The sequence below is a fragment of the Xylella taiwanensis genome, from assembly GCF_013177435.1.
Classification (GTDB): Bacteria; Pseudomonadota; Gammaproteobacteria; order Xanthomonadales; family Xanthomonadaceae; genus Xylella; species Xylella taiwanensis.
Map to the genome: position 1 here is coordinate 800,024 of NZ_CP053627.1, position 16,544 is coordinate 816,567.

A 16,544-nucleotide genomic window follows, 5' to 3' on the forward strand; every position below is an offset into this window, starting at 1 on the left:
TTGCGGCACGCGCAGGAGAGATCCACAGGGTGTTTGTGGCAGGGCGAGTGTTGTGGCTGTTGCAGCATATGGGGATCTATCTGTGGGGATCTATCTGTGGGGATCTACCTGCGGCGGGCAGGAAAGGGTCTTCTCTTGCTCGCTTCAGGCGTGCTGTGGTGGCGTGTGATTGATGACTCACCGTATGTGAGGTCAATATTGATTGTGTGGCGTTGCGTGTTGTGCAGGACGCAATGCACGCTCAGGGATACGGGGGTGGCGCAAGAGTTGCTGCATCTATCATCATCCCGGTCCAACCGGTCATGCTGTCCTTTGCGTCAGTCTCAATCACTCGAGCTGCGATCTCATCTTCATTTTTCACTCACGCCGTTCATGTGTTTACTCATGGCGAATGTGCTAAACGAGGGTACATAGGTGTAGCTGTCTGTGGGTATTGCTTAATGTATGGGGTGGATCGGTGGTTGATCAAAGATATTTTGCCAAATCGCCTAACCTGGTTAGTTTTTCTCGCGCTTCACGTGACAGGGGGCCAACGACGTCTTCAAGGTGATGTTCAATATGATCTGTGACGAGGATTGATTTTGCTTTGTCGAGTGCACCAATGACGGCTTGAAGCTGTTGCGCGATGTCCAGTGCATCCCGGTTGGCTTCGATCATGTCGATGATCGTTGCCAGATGGCCTTGGGCTCGTTTCAACCGTTTCATCAAGTCTGGGTGGACGCTGTGGCTCATGCGGTGAGTCCTCTAGTGTGGGATTGCTGTCCATCCGTGAAGTGCAACATAGGTTCCGACCATCAGGATCATGATGCCTGAAATGTAGGGGGCCTTTCTAACGACTACGCCGTAGCCAGACCAATGCTTCGACATGTGCCGAACACTCAGTGCGGCGATGACGCCTGATGCGACCATCGTGATTGCTAACCCGATACTGAACGATACGACAAGGGCCGCGCCAAGGACCAATCGATTCGATTGCAGGCAAAGCAATAGGACGGTGATTGCGCCAGGACATGGAATGAGTCCACCCGTCAAGCCAAACATCACGATGTGCCATGTTGTGACGTGACGATGCTTAAAGCGACGCCGAATGTTTTCGCCGTGGGAACGTTCATGTGCATCGGCATATCCGTCGTTAATGACGTTCAATTCATCCGGCGAATCGCTGTGATGATGGTGATGTTCATCATGGTCATGGGTGTGTTGTTCACGCCAAGTTCGCCAAAGCATCCATGCGGCAATGCTCACAATCAGCAGTCCAGAGATGCATTGAAAATAGGGTTCGGTCGCTTCGGCATTCAATCCGCCGAATAACCACATTCCGCCAAGTGCAACGATCCAAACGATAGCGGTATGTGAAACGGTTGCAGCAATTCCTAGTAGCACGGCCTGCCGGACGGTGCCACGGATGGCGATGATAAAGGCGGCCATCATTGTTTTCGAATGGCCAGGTTCTAACCCATGCAATGCACCAAGCATGATGGCGGCAGGGATGAAAAGCCAAGTATGTGCTGCGCTTTGTTGGAGAAGTTCAGTGAGCGGAATCATATCGTTCTATATCCTATCCTCCACTATAGGATATAGCATGTGACAAAAAAAGCGAGGACTGAACTCCAGGGGGAAGTGCTTTGATGGCACATGTCGCTTGTCGGATTGCAACGCGAAGCGTCGTCTTTGCAGTCATCGCAGGACGTTAGATATTCATTTCGAGCGTTGGTCGCGGCTTTAGCTGGTTGCGGTGCAATCTCGGTCAAGGTCACGCCGTTTTTCAGGTGGGCTCATGCGTTTGGTGTGGGTTTTCCGATGATGGTTGCAGTGCAACTTCCGGTGCTTCTCGGTGTTTATGCCATGTACAAAGGAGAGAGACGTGTACGCAGTGTCGTTTCGGGGTGGGCTGGAGTGTGGCTTGCGCATTTTCTGCCAAGACGTGAGTCACTGGCATCGGCAAGGAGTTTGTCGATGTCTCAATCTTTGTATAAGAGGTTTTCAAAGTGTCGCTGGTTCGATGGTGTACGTGGCCGCAATGCTCATGAGCTTTGTGACATTGGATGGGGTTGTGTGTGGGGGGGATCTCGCAGAAAACTGGGAATCTTCGCCATGCTGCCGCGTAAGGGACGTTGCACTCGTGATGTCCGGGGTGATGTCACTCGCTAAGTTTTTCAGGGGTACGCAGGACAGCAGTGTGTCCGGTGTCGGTTGCAACCGACGACAGCAATAAGGATGTGGCTGTGTTGTGGGTAAGGCGATTTGTATTCTCAATATCGGCATGGTGTCATCAGCTGCGGCGATGCACGTGCTATTTTTTGAAGGATCCGATCACGTCGCATGGCGCAATGTAATCCTTGCTGAAGTCGGCGGAGCCCAGACAAGTCATGTCGGATTGTTGCGGTGAAGCCGCTGATTGATTCGCTTGGTGCCGTGTTGGGGAGCAAGCACTGCTTCAAGTCGTTCATGTTCAGCACTTTCAATTGAAATGCTGATCGCAGCGTCTTTAAAACATTCAGGGGGGCTGGCCCAACAGTAATCACATGTCGGGCCAGCGTAAGACGTTAACGCAGGTGCAATTTCAGTGTTGCGCTGGCTTGGTGCAACGCGGCGCGAGTGGCAGGTAAATCGGCGAGTACATTGAGCATGCCGAAGTCGTGAATCATGCCGTTGTAGCGGGTGACGACGACGTCCACGCCGGCGGCGTCGAGGTTACGCGCATACGCTTCACCCTCATCGCGCAGCACATCCTTCTCAGCCGTCTGGATCAGTGTGGGTGGCAGGCCCTTTAATTGTTCGGACGTGGCGAGCAGCGGTGATGCGTAGATCTCCTGACGCTGTTTCGCATCGGTGGTATAGGCATCCCAGAACCACTTCATCATATTTTTTGTGAGGAAGTGACCGTTTGCGAATTCGTCGTAAGACGCATTCTCGAAGTTTGCATTGGTGACTGGCCAGAACAGCACTTGTGCACGTAGTGCTGGGGTGCCTTTGGCTTTGGCCATCTGTGCCACTACTGTGGCCATATTGCCGCCCACGCTGTTTCCCGCGATGGCCAGTCGCTTACCGTCAACGTTGATCTGCGCGCCGTGTTCGGCGACCCACTTGGTGGCTGCGTAGATTTCGTTGATGGCGACCGGGTAGTGCACTTCTGGCGATCGTGTGTAGTTCACAAAGATCGCCACTACACCGGAATCGGAGACCAGATCACGTACGAAGCGTTCGTGCGTGGCGAAATCGCCAAGAATCCAGCCACCACCATGTACGAAGATGCAGCCAGGTAGGATCCCCTTGACACCGGCTGGACGCACGATGGTCAGCACAATCTGCTTGCCATCAACGGTAATCGTCTTGTCGCTCACGTCGGCAGGTGGCAGCTTGGCTCCCTTTTGTGCGTTCACAAGTACCTGACGTGCGTCGGCAGGTGATAGGGTTTCGATGGGTGCGCCCGCTCCTTTGGCCAGGGCTTCGAGGAAGGCTTGGGTGTTGCGTTCGACACCGGGGCTGCCAGCCGCCTGGCACAGGGTGGATGCCAGAGCCAGGGTGGAAGCGGCGGCGAGTGTGTGGGTGAATTTCATAGTATTGATCCTTGGTTGAAGCTGGATATAGCTGGGACATTCAAGCGATGTTCAAACGCACGTCGATGTTGTTGCGGGTGACATTGGAGTGCGGGCAGACGAGATGGGTCTTTGATTTGAGGTATTCCTAGTGACTTGATGGGTTTGCTTGGAACCGTTTGGTAAGATGAATTTTATGGCTAAAATTAGTACTTAAAGTCACTTATAGTAGTTAAAATTTGATAATGAGTATCGAATTGGCGAGTGCATGCACGGATCGCCTGGAGGCGCTACTGAATCACTTTCCGGTCCGTGCGCGCATGTTCCATGCGGGCGCTTTGTGCGGTATCACGGATGTCTCCGCTCCGGGGGAAGGTGGCCAGATACATCTGGTCAGGAGGGGGGAGCTGGATGTCATCCATCCCGGGAGGGCCGCGCTTCGGGTGAACGTTCCCAGCTTGCTGTTCTATCCGCGATCCATGCCCCGCTGCTTTGTCGCTGACCCTCAACATGGTGCTGACCTGGTGTGTGCGGAACTTCACTTCGAGGGGGGGAGTGCAAATCAGGTGGCAGGGTCGTTACCAGATGTCATCTGTTTACCCTTGGAGAACATCGATGGCGCTGGCCAGGTGTTGACACTGCTGTTTAATGAAGCGTTCGGCGACCATTGTGGTCGGCGTGCGTTGCTTGACCGATTGTTCGAGGTTGTGTTGATTCAGATGTTGCGACACCTGATGGAAACCGGTCAGATTGCCGGTGGCATGTTGGCCGGTTTGTCGCATCCCAAGCTGCGCAAGGTGCTGGTTGCCATGCACGAGCAGCCGGGATGGGGGTGGTCACTGGAGGTATTAGCCGATCTCGCAGGGATGTCTCGGAGTGTGTTCGCTGGTACCTTCCGCCGTGTTGTCGGTTGTACGCCTGGTGTCTATCTGCAAGGTTGGCGTGTCAGACTGGCGCAACTTGCCTTACAGCAAGGACGGCAGTTAAAGACGATTGCAGTTGAGGTCGGTTACGGTAGTGAAGCTGCATTGTCCCGTGCATTTAAAGCGCAATGTGGTATGACGCCTCGTGAGTGGCGGCAGATGCGGGACGGCGACTCAAGCCAACAGGTGTGACAGGGCTTTTGGAAGGAAATGTGTTGGTACGCAGGCAATATTGGTCCAGATCGCGCATTAAAATTTGCCCGCTGCATTGCATGAGATAGATGGTATGTGTTGTCGGTCTTAGGAGCATTCGGTGGTCGCTGATCGGCAAGCGCAATACCGGCTTAAAGTGGCAGGGTGGGTCTGCCTGAAACGCCATACCCGCCTGACGAGCGAGACGGGTACACCATCTCGAAAGCCGAAACTCCAGTGCATGAGCTTCTAGGAACATCCAGTGTCCAGAAGGATTTAAATCTGCAAAATGCAAGCTTCTCCCCAGGTTTGGGATGATGTCCATGCAGGAGACATCGATACTCATCTCTCATATTAGGTTGAACACTTGATCTGCGATCCTGCACCGGCAAGTCCCTGTACTTAATCAAGGTGACGGTCGGAACTGGAAGGTCAGACATCCGGATGTTTGCGTGATTTTGCAGGCATGGATTTTCTTACCGCCTACCAACACGCGAAGGTTGTGTTTCTTCCGGATCTCTGCTTGGGAAATTGCAGCAGCCGGCATGAATCTCCTGGTGTACGACCCTATAGATGGCCGTGACGGCATGCCGCCTTTCTGCATACCTTCAGGTAAGGGGTTCCAATGGCTTGACCCCAATGTTCTTCAGGGCCTGGAAAATGTCTGCAACCTGCTCGGAACAGACTCCAAAGTAAGTAGTAGGGACAACACATCCAGAGTGGTGTGTGGCGCACGACCGAATGATCTTGTTGTCGGCGCGTATGGTATGCGATGGCTTGCTTGATGAAACGTCTTAAAGGCTCATTTTTTATCGTGTGGAACAGTAACCTTTGATATAGCGCCTTTTCACGATGCAGGGGAGCAAAGTTTTCGTCGTTATTGTCAAGATCTACGTGCGGCGTGTATTCGTTAAAAAAAGTATGTCAGCCGTGTTCCCTTGTCATCTTAGCTTGGTCTGTATTGACCACGATCAATGGGATTTTCTTCGCATCGCACGGTATCTTCGTCATGCTGATTCAACCCAAAGAAGGTCTCTACGATGGTTGCTGGAATCTCTGTCTTCGTGCAAGGAGCAAACAGTTGCTGCGGCAGGTAGATCAACATCCGAAGAAACAACAATGATGACGCCGTTCCCTTTATTGGATACAGGACGCCACACGAGAGATGGTGTGGCGTCCGTGGCACTCAGTTGCCGTTGGTCACTTTGATTTTCATGTCAGCTTTTGACATAGTCCTCGAACATAGGTTTTAGAGGGTTTTTGTCATCGAAGTAATTTTTATAAGCGTCTTCGTATCCACCGCCAACAGAGTTCAGCTCGGTTTCGGTCAGCTCGCGCATCTGGTCAGATGCAAATTCGCTTGCCAGTTCTTTGGTCATTGCTGTAGTTCTCATTAAAAATCTCCCAGCGTTATTGGGGGGAAAGGGACCGATCTATCATCGACCGGCAAGTCTTGATTTACCAAACGCACCATTAGTTCTATGTCAATGTGTAGTGATCTACTTATGCTTTTTTCATTAAAATTTCTTTTTTGTGGCGCGCCAAAGTATTTTTCACTGATTAATATGATCTTTTTATATAAAAAAACAATCAGGAATGAGATAGATGCATTCGATAGATTCAATTAGATTTCGTCCACTGATTCGGATAATTCCTTCATCACCGACGTGAAGTCATTCTACTGTTTGATTCCATGAGGATCATATTTCTATGTATCTTTTATGAGAAAACCACAAGTTTCTTTAGCGTCGATCAGGCGATTTAGACAGTACTTTTTCTTCTCATTTTTTTGCATCGTCGTGACTGCAACCATCCCCTTGTCATCAGAGTAGCGCATTCGGCCTGAATGCTTTAAAGCACTTGATCTTTCCAACTGGAGCAGGTGATGTATCAGTGATTTGCATGACTGATTTCATTGATGGAGTGTTCCAAGATAGTTTCAACCTATTAAAAGTAAACCTATGCAGGTTATTAGAGTTTACCTCAAGATTTTTTCGTGGCATGGTGTGCCAATGCATTTTCTTTGGAATGGGGAAAATTATTTTTTCCAAATGCTTTGGTTTTATCTGAAGCGCTTCATTAACTTCCATATTTTCTGACCACGCTACGTTGCAGAGTGTGTGCGTGTCTGTCAAAAGAGCGTTTCAATTGTCTTTGTGATAAAGCAGCAAAGGTTTCATCATGGTGATGACACTACTTTATAAAGCCGACGGGCGCGATCAGGATGGGATGCAAGCCAAGAAGATGACTGGAAATAACGCTCCAGTGTTTATCACAGATCGTGGTAAATCGGCTCGTATGCTGTTGAGTCCCGATGGATATCGAAAGCTGCACTCACCAGCATCGCAATATTTCAGACACACTCGAAATGCCAAGCATCGAAAACGTTGCGTTCAATCCATTGTGCATCGATATTCAAACTCGAATGACTGACTTCAAGTAATACACGTACCAGATTGGTGTTCCGAAAGGGATGTGCTTATTGATGCATGGTATGGCTGTTGTTACGCATCACTTGGAAGGTGTTGCTAGCGTCATCCTCTCGAATCCTTGGGAGGCACAATCATGAATGGCTTATTTCTGGGCTGGTGGTGCACCCATCGGATGATGTGCTGGAGAATATCAGGCACGCGCTTTGTGTCCATTGATACAGGGTGAATACTAGGAAATTCCAGAATTTCTTTTAGGTGTTGCGTACCAGTGCTGTTTAGCCATTCATGCGCATGGGGTTGATCAACAAGTATTTCCAGGTGGTCAGCCAAGTAAAGTAGAGGAATCTCCTGGAGGTCATTGCTTTTTTTTTAAGTAATAGGATTTCTTCGAAGTGAAAATGTCAGTACCCGGTTACTTCATTGGTAAGATGTTGAGTGGGAAATGCTTGAAATCCTGGAAATATCGGTTATTGAATCGTTTGGATTGGCGTGTATCTTCCTAAAGCAGTTTGGCGTTTAACAGATAATAAAAAAAGCTCCTTCATGATGGAAGTTGCTTTGTTTATTAGCTTTCATTTATTGGGTGAGGGCGGAGTTTACTGACTTGGTGTTACTCCGCTTCCTGCCAGAGTTGTATCACCTCGGGTGGAGCTTGATTCTCTGGAATCAAAATGACAGTGTTCTCGGCTTGGTTCTGCGTGGCATCGCTGATTTCAATGCAGTAATAGCGTTGATCGCCTCGCCCGATGGGGCTTTGCGCGGCCGGGGTTACGCCCAGCGGTAATGCCTGACGCAGTATGTGACAGATGCGTTCCCGCTGTGGCGGACTCATTTGGTCCAGCGGAATGCGCCTTGGCTTGGCCTGTTTGGGAATCCAGGCAAAGCCACCTTCGCGTGCAACGTAAATGACTGCGTCATCTGTCAGTTCCGGAATGGTTGTCATAACAACACACCAACCTGTTTCCAGGCAGCTTCGATAGCCTGACTTACCGATGTATTAAACCGAGCTTCGCCATGCTTTATCGTAAAATCGGCAAATGTTTTGAAATCTGCATCCTGTGGCAGCGTTTTATCGCACACTGTATCGTACCAGGCATAACCTGCTTGCTCCCAAGCATAACCGCCCAGTCTAATGGCCGCAAGATAGAAAGCGCGGTTAGGGATGCCAGAGTTGAGGTGAACACCGCCGTTGTCATGGCGTGTTTGCACATAGCCGTTCATATCTGCGGGCTGCGGGTCTTTACCTAACAATGGATCGTCATAGGCGGTGCCAGGCTCGGACATGGAGCGAAGTCCTTTGCCATTGATTCCTTTCGCTAGCAGCCCTTCACCAATAATCCAGTCAGCCTGGTCGGCGGTTTGTTTCTTGCTAAACTGTTTGACAAGTGAGCCAAATACATCGGAAAGAGATTCATTCAGTGCCCCGGCTTGTTTAAAATAAATGAGTCCTGCTTCGCTTTCGGTCACGCCGTGTGACAGCTCATGACCGATCACATCAAGGGCAATTGTAAAGCGATTAAAAATCTCGCCATCGCCGTCACCAAAGACCATTTGCTGACCGTCCCAGAAAGCGTTCTGATAGTCTTTGCCATAATGGACAGTGCTTTTCAGTAACAGCCCTTTGTTGTCAAGCGAGTCACGATGATAAGCCTGCCAGAAGAAATCATGGGTTACCCCAAGATAATCGTAAGCTTCGTTGACTGCGACATCATCAAGGGCTGGCTGACCTTCGCTGCGCACCATCGTGCCTGGAAGGTTTTGAGTCTGCTGAGCATCGTAAATTTCACGCTGTACCTTACCAGCAGTGGCGGTCTGTGAATCTTCTGATTTTGTTTTGGTGTTGGTCATCAACATCTGCACATGCGCTAATGTGTTGCGGGCGCAGCTTTGCTGGTTGCCGGAACCATTATCGATGATGTTGCGCAAGATATACGGGGGGATGATACCGTAGCTCATCAGCTTAGTTCCTTGGTTACAGGTCAACGTTTAGAGAGTGTAAGTGCCATGAGAAAATGTGTATGTCGGATAAAATCGGCATTAGGCACAGTTTAAAGAGAGATCAATTTCAGCAAGCGCTTCTTTTTTAGGTGTTTTTAAAATACTACCAGGATGAATCTGCGGATTCTTCTTAATGTTTCTATGGAGAAACTTCGAAAGAGGCTATCTTCATATTTGATACTAAAAATGCATATGAGCTCACCATTCATCTCACCGACACGTTGACCTTACACTGCATGAAAGACGTGAAGCAAAGGGATGATCATGAATTTGAGCAATACTTAAAGAAATCAAACATTTTCAAGTAGCTTCAAGTACACGCATGGGGATATGAAATCCGGTAGTCATCGTCATGTATACCAGCACCTTGAGGCCGAGGAGGTTGATTTTGTCGCCTCTCAGATCGGAGACATCTGATTGAGTCGCTCATTGCTCATGTTCAGTATGAACCGAATGATTTCTCAGTGCTGTTATCAACATGGAATGTTTCCTGAGATTTCCTGTTTCTTATGTTCAAATCATGGAAAAGCGTGAGTTGCTTATTGATTTGGCTGCTTTAATAAGGTGTTGCAGTGTTTCGCAGTCAAGTTCAGATCGGCATGGAGTGCCTGGCTTTTTTTCTGAAGCTGAGCAGTGAAGTGTGTGAGTCGTATCAGTGAACTTTGCAATGGTAGATGATTGGGAGCGTTCCAGATGTATCTTGAATCCGAATCTCCTTCTTGAGTGAGACCTCGGTGTTCTTGGGCTTCCGTTCGTTTGGTGCCTTGCCTTTTTCTGCAATGCGTGGCGAAGGATCCTCACACGAGTCTGGCAGTAGTTCGGTCAGGGAAATACTTAAATTGACGTGTCGTCAATGATGTTTATCTGATCTTGTTGGAGTCGCTGATTTGCTGTTTACATCAGATTTGCGGTGGACGGTCAGGCGTATCATATTTGGCTCATACAATCGGTATGCGTGATTGAAGTGCGTAGGATGGTGATATGGCATCGGAGTTCCCCGTAGTCGAAGGCGATAAGAGGTTGATTTGGATTGATTTGGAGATGACCGGGCTGGATACCGATCGAGATTCCATTATTGAGATCGCTACGGTGGTGACTGACGCCCAGCTCAATGTGCTTGCAGAAGGCCCGGACTTTGCCATCACCCATCCGTTGCAGATGTTGGAAGCGATGGATGAGTGGAACCGCAATCAGCACCGCCGTTCCGGCTTATGGCAGCGTGTGCTTCATAGTGAGATTCAACATGCCGAGGCTGAAGCAAACACAATTGCTTTCTTGCAACAATGGGTCGACACCGGTGCCTCACCGATGTGTGGTAATTCGATCTGTCAGGATCGGCGTTTTCTCCATCGCCAGATGCCATGTTTGGAACGCTATTTCCACTACCGTAATCTGGATGTGTCCACACTTAAGGAACTTGCACGGTGTTGGGCTCCCAGTATCCTGGAAGGTGTGGTCAAGATTTCCAGCCACACGGCGCTCAGCGACATCTATGATTCAATCGCTGAATTGCGTCACTACAGGAAATCGATGGGGGCATTCGGAGGCTTGCCCGCAGTCTAACAACCCGGGCAACAGTAGGGGTTCTACTGGCCTTGCATCTATAGGAGGAGACAACAGACCTATTGGCCTTGAGCATACTTTAGGGAGGGCATGTTAGTTTCGTTCAAGTGGCCTTGTGGGGTTGGAGGCGGGTTGACACTCGCTAGAGTGGGCGTGGTTACACCCTCCCAGCCTTAGCTTGCTAGCGACGGTCCTTTGTTGGTGTTGCCTTCCTCGGCCACGCCACGCAATAGCAGTTCGGCGATTGGGCGGCCGTCGGCGTCGTGGTGGTATAAGTGCAGGTCACGTTGTGGATAGGGGATATTCACCCCGTTTTCGAGCAACTGATTGCGAATGTGCTCCAGCGTCTCGCTCTTAGCAGTGTTGAAGTTACCGTTTTCCGTGTAGGCGAACAGCATGAGGTCTACCGTGCTTTCACCAAGGTTATGGACATACACGGAAGGTGCCGGGTCATCCAGGATCTTGGGATTGTCACGGGCAACCTTTAGAAGCACTTCCTGTGCCTTTTTCAAGTTGTCTTGGTAGCCGACGCCGACAATAATTTCGAGCCGTCGGGTTGGCAAGGTGCTGTAGTTGATGATGGGTACAGTGGTGATCGTGCTGTTAGGTAAGGTGATCATGCGCTGGTCAAAGGTACGCAGCCGGGTTTGGAATATCCGGATTTCGTCGATCACGCCCTCTTGGCCTGCGATGATAACGTGGTCACCATCACGGACTGGGCCCAGCACGATGAGCATCACTCCTGCGGCGATGTTGGACAGCGAGTCTTTCAGTGCAAGGCCGACTGCCAATCCGGTCGCACCGATCACTGCGGCCAGGGAGGTTGCTGGAACACCGATGCGTTGGAGCACACTGACCGATACAACGACTAAAAGCAGCGCGTATGCGATATTTCTTAGGAAGTTGGCAAGTGTGATCTCGACTCCCGCGCGGATCAGGACGCGATGCAGTCCGTTGCTCAGTCGTTTGCTTAGCCATGTTCCGAGGATGGCGATGGCCGCCGCTGCGGTCAGGTTCATCAGGATGTGGATCCAATCGATCCTTGTCCAGTCGAATTTACCGTGCATCGCAGTTGCTGTTGCGGGCGATGCCATGTTTGATAGCAGTTTTATCCAGTCCATCAGCACACCGTTTTCAGTTTAGCCAAGCGTAGCCAGGTATCAACGACGGTATCGGGGTTCAGTGACAGTGATTCAATGCCCTCTTGCATTAGCCACTCGGCCAAGTCTGGATGGTCGGATGGGCCTTGACCGCAGATGCCGACATATTTGCCCTTGGAGCGGGCCGCTTTAATCGCCATTGACAGGAGTTTCTTGACGGCTGGATTCCGCTCGTCAAATAGATGGGCGACGATTGAGGAATCACGGTCCAGACCCAGCGAGAGTTGGGTGAGGTCGTTGGAGCCGATCGAGAAACCATCGAAGATATCCAAGAACTCATCAGCGAGCAGCGCATTGGAGGGTACTTCGCACATCATGATTACTTTTAAACCATTTTCTCCTTGTTTCAGGCCGTTTTGCCGTAGTACATCGATTACTTTGTGACCTTCTTCCAGGGTACGTACGAATGGAATCATTACCCAGAGATTGTCCAGACCCATCTCATCGCGGACCTTCAAGACGGCTTTGCACTCTAACGCGAAGGCATCGCTGAATGAAGGATCGACGTAACGACTGGCGCCGCGGAAGCCGAGCATCGGGTTTTCTTCTTGTGGCTCGTAGTGCTGGCCACCAATCAGGTGTGCGTACTCGTTGGATTTGAAGTCGGACAGGCGCACGATGACCGGATGGGGTGCGACTGAGGCGGTCAGGGTCGCAATACCTTCGGCGAGGCGATTGACGTAGAAGCTCACCGGATCAGGATAACCGGCGATCTTGGCGTCGATCTTCTGCTTCGTGTTGGCATCTTGTTTGTGGTATTCCAGCAGTGCGTTGGGATGCACGCCGATGTGTGCGGCGATGATCATTTCCAGGCGCGCTAGGCCGATACCGGCGTTCGGGAGTTGCCCAAAGTCGAACGCGCGTTCCGGATTAGCGACATTCATCATGATTTTCAGCGGTGCTGGTGGCATGTCGCCGAGGTCGGTTGTGGTGCGTTCGAACGACAGCTTGCCGGCGTAGATATAGCCAGTGTCACCTTCGGCGCAGCTCACCGTGATTTCTTGGCCCTCTTTGATCACTGACAGCGCATTGCCGGTGCCAACCACCGCTGGCACACCCAGCTCGCGGGCGATAATGGCGGCGTGGCAGGTACGTCCGCCACGATTAGTGACAATCGCGCTGGCGCGTTTCATCACAGGTTCCCAGTCTGGATCGGTCATGTCTGCGACTAGGACGTCGCCGAGTTGCATCTTGTGCATGTCGTCGAGTGAGTGCACGACGCGGGCGGTGCCGCTGCCGATTTTCTGGCCAATCGCACGCCCCTCTGTCAGTACCTCGCCGTGTTGCTGCAGTGCGAAGCGTTCGATTTGGGTGGTCTGACTGCGTGATTTCACTGTCTCGGGACGTGCCTGCACAATAAACAGCTTGCCGCTGACTCCATCCTTGGCCCACTCGATGTCCATCGGGCGGCCGTAGTGTTCCTCAATGATCAGTGCCTGCTTAGCCAACTCCTGTACGTCAGCGTCGCTGATTGCGAAGCAGTTGCGTAATTCGGTTGGAGTGTTTTCGGTCTTGACGCGCTCTCCGGGGATGTCTGAGTAAACCATGCGCATCAACTTACTGCCGAGTGTACGGCGCAGGATGGCTGGTTTTCCAGTCTTGAGCGTAGGCTTGTAGACATAGAATTCGTCTGGGTTGACGGCGCCCTGCACAACCATTTCGCCAAGGCCGAAGCTGGCGGTGACGAACACCACATTGCGGAAGCCGGATTCAGTGTCCAGAGTGAACAGCACGCCAGAGGCACTGATATCCGAGCGCACCATCAGTTGTACTCCGGCCGAGAGGAAGACGTCCTCGTGCTTGAAGCCGTGATGGACGCGATAGGCAATGGCACGGTCGTTGTAAAGACTGGCGAATACTTCTTTAATCTTGTGTACGACCTGGTTGGCGCCGGTGACATTAAGGAAGGTTTCTTGTTGGCCAGCGAATGAAGCGTCTGGCAAGTCTTCGGCGGTCGCTGAAGAGCGCACCGCCACCGCCACGTCGCCACTGCCATTGGTTTTTGACAGTCTGTCGTAGGCGTCGCGAATGTCTTTGTCCAAGTCTGGTTGTAATGGAGCGTCAGTGACCCAACTGCGGATTTCTTTGCCGGCGGCGGTCAACGCTTTGACGTCCTCGACATTAAGGGTGGCCAGTTTGTCGTAGATCCGCTTGGACAGGTTGTTGTAAGCGATGAATGCTTTGAACGCTGCGGCGGTGGTGGCATAGCCACCTGGAACAGAGACTCCAAGGCCGGTGAGGTTGCCGATCATTTCGCCTAGCGATGAATTCTTACCGCCGACGCGGGCCAGATCGGCCAAGCGCAGTTCATGCAACCAAAGGATGTTTTCGTTCAAGTACGATGCTCCGTTTGGGGCCATCGCCTGGAGGAGGGCTGCATGGCCGCGTCCGTATAAAGTGCTCGTATGATGCAGTGCACGGACGAGCCTGCACAAGCTTGAATTGGTGGGGTTTGTCGGTGCCAGTCAATTGAGGGGGTTTGCATGTCGACAATCCGGCCAGTGTTCTATGTGTCCGATGGAACGGGTATTACCGCTGAAACCATCGGGCATTCCTTGCTTACCCAATTCAGCGGTTTTACTTTCGTCACCGAGCGTATGGTGTTCATTGATGATCCAAACAAGGCACGCGATGCTAGCCAACGCATTTTAACGGCAAGTGAGCGGTATCAAGTCCGCCCGATTGTAGTCAATTCCTGTGTGAATCCATATCTGAGTGTGATTCTGGCCGAGAGCGGAGCGCTGATGTTGGATGTGTTTGCCCCGTTCATCGGGCTGTTGGAGCGTGAGCTCAACACATCCCGTCATTCACGTGTTGGTCGGGCGCATGGTATGGTCGATTTTGAAACCTATCACCGCCGTATCAATGCGATGAATTTTGCCCTGACTCACGACGACGGGGCTGCGGCGAGTTATGGTGAAGCGGAAGTGATTCTGGTGGCTGTTTCGCGTGCTGGCAAGACTCCAACCTGCATCTATTTGGCCCTGCACTACGGGATACGGGCTGCCAACTATCCTCTTGTTGATGAGGATCTGAACAGTGATCGATTGCCGTTATGCTTACGCCCGTATCGGAGAAAGCTGTTTGGCTTAACGATCAATCCGGACCGATTGCAGCAGATTCGTCAAGAACGGCGGCCGAATTCACGTTATGCGGCACTGGATACTTGCAGACGTGAGGTGGCAGCGGCTGAGCAGATATTTTCTACAGAGCATATTCCGACGCTGAGTACGACGCATACCTCGATCGAAGAAATTTCCAGCAAGGTGTTGGCAACCCTGGGGTTACAGCGAGAGATGTTCTGAAGTCAGTCATATGCCGGTATTCCGGATCGTTATTGCCGGCATGGTGATGCTGCTTTTGGTGCAGTGAACCGTGTAGCATCTGCCGATGCTGAACGTCATGATGCTCCATCAATGCATACCCCGCTGAGCCGTTTCAGTTGGCTCATGGCGCTGTACGCGGAAAATTATCGGCATTTGAACAGGCTGTTCGCACCGGGTGACTTGGAGGAGGGGAGTTACTTGTCGGTGATTGGTGACGGCTTGGACCTGCGTCTGGATGTGATCGAACGTCACCGATATACGGTCGATCTTCGTTTAACCTACGAGTTATGTGACCCCCTTACCGGTGTGCCGGATCCCTCAGCTTACGTGCGCTTATATCGTGACGCATTACAGGTCGAAACCACTCATTGCTACGTTGGACGTCGCTGGCAAGATGTGATTGGTTTATCCCCCCCTCCGGGGCAGCTGATGCATCATCGTATGCGCATGAATATTTTTCTTGGCAAGTGGTTGGACTATTTGGCCGAACGCGGCCACGGCGTGGCGACCTTGTGTGCTATTGGCCGGTCGGTACAATCGGCATCGTGTGTTGTGCGTGACTAACGGCTAAGACGGCTGCTCTTGTGAAAGCAGGCATACTCGCCTCCTCATCTTGCTGTTGAACGTGCATATGGCTTATACCCCAATTATTGCCACCCTCGGTTATGTGCTGTCACCGGACCGATGCCGTGTGTTGATGATTCACCGTAATGCGCGTTCTGGAGATCTGCATCTGGGCAAGTACAACGGGCTGGGTGGCAAGATCGAGCCAGGCGAGGACGTCCTGGCTGGTATGCGCCGTGAGCTATATGAGGAAGCAGGGATTCATTGCCTATCAATCCGTTTGCGTGGCACGATCAGTTGGCCGGGCTTCAGCAAGCAGGGCGATGATTGGTTTGGTTTTGTGTTTGTGATTGACTCGTTTGAGGGCGAGCCTAAGACTCACAATGCTGAAGGTACTCTGGAATGGATCGAGCGCCAGCGTTTACTCGAATTGCCTATGTGGGAGGGGGATGCCAAGTTCCTGCCGTTGGTGTTCGACGACGATCCACGTCCGTTCCATGGGGTGATGCCCTACTGCGAGGGGCGTATGCAGTCTTGGTCGTTTTCTCGCCTCTAAAGGGTATTGGCATGATCTGAGAATGATCGACGAGATAGAGAATTCATTGTATTCATGATGAATACGTTGGCATTGCATCTTGTTTGCTCAATCGGCGCGACAGTGTATCTACACTTCTTCAGTTGGTCGCGAATGGATTTCACGGTGGTGTAGCGATCAAGCGAATGTCCGCCTACTGGCTGTATGTACTACTGATGGCTGGCGAACGGGATAAAACAGCATTGTTTATTATCCAGCCCCAGGCTGACTGGGCGTTAGTGACTGACGGAATGAGCAAGGTTTCATAGTGCA

Annotated in this window: 13 protein-coding genes; 5 read left to right on the forward strand and 8 right to left on the reverse strand. The window is 51.3% G+C overall.

Annotation, left to right across the window (positions count from 1 at the left end; all coding sequences use genetic code 11):
- Window positions 1-465: 465 nt before the first annotated feature.
- The 3 genes from PLS229_RS03340 to PLS229_RS03350 all read right to left on the reverse strand — a co-directional run bounded on the left by PLS229_RS03340 (window position 466) and on the right by PLS229_RS03350 (window position 3,560).
- Window positions 466-732, reverse strand: coding sequence for a metal-sensing transcriptional repressor (locus PLS229_RS03340; RefSeq protein ID WP_038270602.1), 267 nt, complete (start codon window positions 730-732; stop codon window positions 466-468).
- Between the two features lie 12 nt (window positions 733-744).
- Complete coding sequence (locus PLS229_RS03345) at window positions 745-1,545, reverse strand: nickel/cobalt efflux transporter (RefSeq protein ID WP_038270603.1); 801 nt, start codon at window positions 1,543-1,545, stop codon at window positions 745-747.
- Window positions 1,546-2,546: 1,001 nt separating this feature from the next.
- Entirely contained in the window at window positions 2,547-3,560 is a 1,014-nt protein-coding gene (locus PLS229_RS03350; protein WP_038270604.1) for an alpha/beta hydrolase, read from the reverse strand.
- Between the two features lie 224 nt (window positions 3,561-3,784).
- Here PLS229_RS03350 and PLS229_RS03355 point away from each other — a divergent pair, with 224 nt between their 5' ends.
- Entirely contained in the window at window positions 3,785-4,654 is an 870-nt protein-coding gene (locus PLS229_RS03355) for an AraC family transcriptional regulator (protein ID WP_038270605.1), read from the forward strand.
- Between the two features lie 1,217 nt (window positions 4,655-5,871).
- Here PLS229_RS03355 and PLS229_RS03360 read toward each other — a convergent pair.
- From PLS229_RS03360 to PLS229_RS03370, 3 genes are all read right to left on the reverse strand, one after another.
- On the reverse strand, window positions 5,872-6,033 hold the full coding sequence (locus PLS229_RS03360; protein WP_160165137.1) for a hypothetical protein: 162 nt from the start codon (window positions 6,031-6,033) through the stop codon (window positions 5,872-5,874).
- Window positions 6,034-7,696: 1,663 nt separating this feature from the next.
- Window positions 7,697-8,029: a protealysin inhibitor emfourin gene (locus PLS229_RS03365; protein WP_038270606.1), complete on the reverse strand. Its 333-nt coding sequence runs from the start codon at window positions 8,027-8,029 to the stop codon at window positions 7,697-7,699.
- On the reverse strand, window positions 8,026-9,042 hold the full coding sequence (locus tag PLS229_RS03370) for a M4 family metallopeptidase (protein ID WP_038270607.1): 1,017 nt from the start codon (window positions 9,040-9,042) through the stop codon (window positions 8,026-8,028). Before PLS229_RS03370 ends, PLS229_RS03365 begins: the two co-directional genes overlap by 4 nt.
- Before the next feature lie 1,023 nt (window positions 9,043-10,065).
- Between PLS229_RS03370 and orn the strand changes: the two genes are divergently transcribed.
- Window positions 10,066-10,647 carry an oligoribonuclease gene (gene orn / locus PLS229_RS03375; protein ID WP_038270608.1) on the forward strand — a complete coding sequence of 194 codons (582 nt, stop codon included), beginning with the start codon at window positions 10,066-10,068 and terminating at the stop codon, window positions 10,645-10,647.
- A gap of 173 nt (window positions 10,648-10,820) precedes the next feature.
- Here orn and PLS229_RS03380 read toward each other — a convergent pair whose 3' ends face one another.
- A complete protein-coding gene (locus tag PLS229_RS03380) occupies window positions 10,821-11,768 on the reverse strand; it encodes a mechanosensitive ion channel family protein (protein ID WP_038270610.1) in 948 nt (315 codons plus the stop codon).
- Window positions 11,768-14,143 carry a phosphoenolpyruvate synthase gene (ppsA, locus tag PLS229_RS03385; RefSeq protein ID WP_038270703.1) on the reverse strand — a complete coding sequence of 792 codons (2,376 nt, stop codon included), beginning with the start codon at window positions 14,141-14,143 and terminating at the stop codon, window positions 11,768-11,770. Before ppsA ends, PLS229_RS03380 begins: the two co-directional genes overlap by 1 nt.
- Before the next feature lie 147 nt (window positions 14,144-14,290).
- On the opposite strand from ppsA, the gene ppsR reads away from it, so the two are divergent.
- The 3 genes from ppsR (at window position 14,291) to PLS229_RS03400 (ending at window position 16,253) form a co-directional block, all read left to right on the forward strand.
- Window positions 14,291-15,112, forward strand: a complete 822-nt coding sequence (gene ppsR / locus PLS229_RS03390) for a posphoenolpyruvate synthetase regulatory kinase/phosphorylase PpsR (RefSeq protein ID WP_038270611.1) — start codon at window positions 14,291-14,293, stop codon at window positions 15,110-15,112.
- A gap of 111 nt (window positions 15,113-15,223) precedes the next feature.
- Window positions 15,224-15,697, forward strand: a complete 474-nt coding sequence (locus PLS229_RS03395; protein WP_038270612.1) for a DUF1249 domain-containing protein — start codon at window positions 15,224-15,226, stop codon at window positions 15,695-15,697.
- Between the two features lie 67 nt (window positions 15,698-15,764).
- Window positions 15,765-16,253, forward strand: coding sequence for an NUDIX hydrolase (locus PLS229_RS03400; RefSeq protein WP_038270613.1), 489 nt, complete (start codon window positions 15,765-15,767; stop codon window positions 16,251-16,253).
- The last annotated feature ends 291 nt before the right edge of the window (window positions 16,254-16,544 follow it).

Excerpts from the sequence above, each read along its gene's own strand:
- PLS229_RS03340 (WP_038270602.1), bottom strand. The coding sequence starts at position 732 with ATGAGCCACAGCGTCCACCCAGACTTGATGAAACGGTTGAAACGAGCC.
- PLS229_RS03345 (WP_038270603.1), bottom strand. The coding sequence starts at position 1,545 with ATGATTCCGCTCACTGAACTTCTCCAACAAAGCGCAGCACATACTTGG.
- PLS229_RS03350 (WP_038270604.1), bottom strand. The coding sequence starts at position 3,560 with ATGAAATTCACCCACACACTCGCCGCCGCTTCCACCCTGGCTCTGGCA.
- PLS229_RS03355 (WP_038270605.1), top strand. The coding sequence starts at position 3,785 with ATGAGTATCGAATTGGCGAGTGCATGCACGGATCGCCTGGAGGCGCTA.
- PLS229_RS03360 (WP_160165137.1), bottom strand. The coding sequence starts at position 6,033 with ATGACCAAAGAACTGGCAAGCGAATTTGCATCTGACCAGATGCGCGAG.
- PLS229_RS03365 (WP_038270606.1), bottom strand. The coding sequence starts at position 8,029 with ATGACAACCATTCCGGAACTGACAGATGACGCAGTCATTTACGTTGCA.
- PLS229_RS03370 (WP_038270607.1), bottom strand. The coding sequence starts at position 9,042 with ATGAGCTACGGTATCATCCCCCCGTATATCTTGCGCAACATCATCGAT.
- orn (WP_038270608.1), top strand. The coding sequence starts at position 10,066 with ATGGCATCGGAGTTCCCCGTAGTCGAAGGCGATAAGAGGTTGATTTGG.
- PLS229_RS03380 (WP_038270610.1), bottom strand. The coding sequence starts at position 11,768 with ATGGACTGGATAAAACTGCTATCAAACATGGCATCGCCCGCAACAGCA.
- ppsR (WP_038270611.1), top strand. The coding sequence starts at position 14,291 with ATGTCGACAATCCGGCCAGTGTTCTATGTGTCCGATGGAACGGGTATT.
- PLS229_RS03395 (WP_038270612.1), top strand. The coding sequence starts at position 15,224 with ATGCATACCCCGCTGAGCCGTTTCAGTTGGCTCATGGCGCTGTACGCG.
- PLS229_RS03400 (WP_038270613.1), top strand. The coding sequence starts at position 15,765 with ATGGCTTATACCCCAATTATTGCCACCCTCGGTTATGTGCTGTCACCG.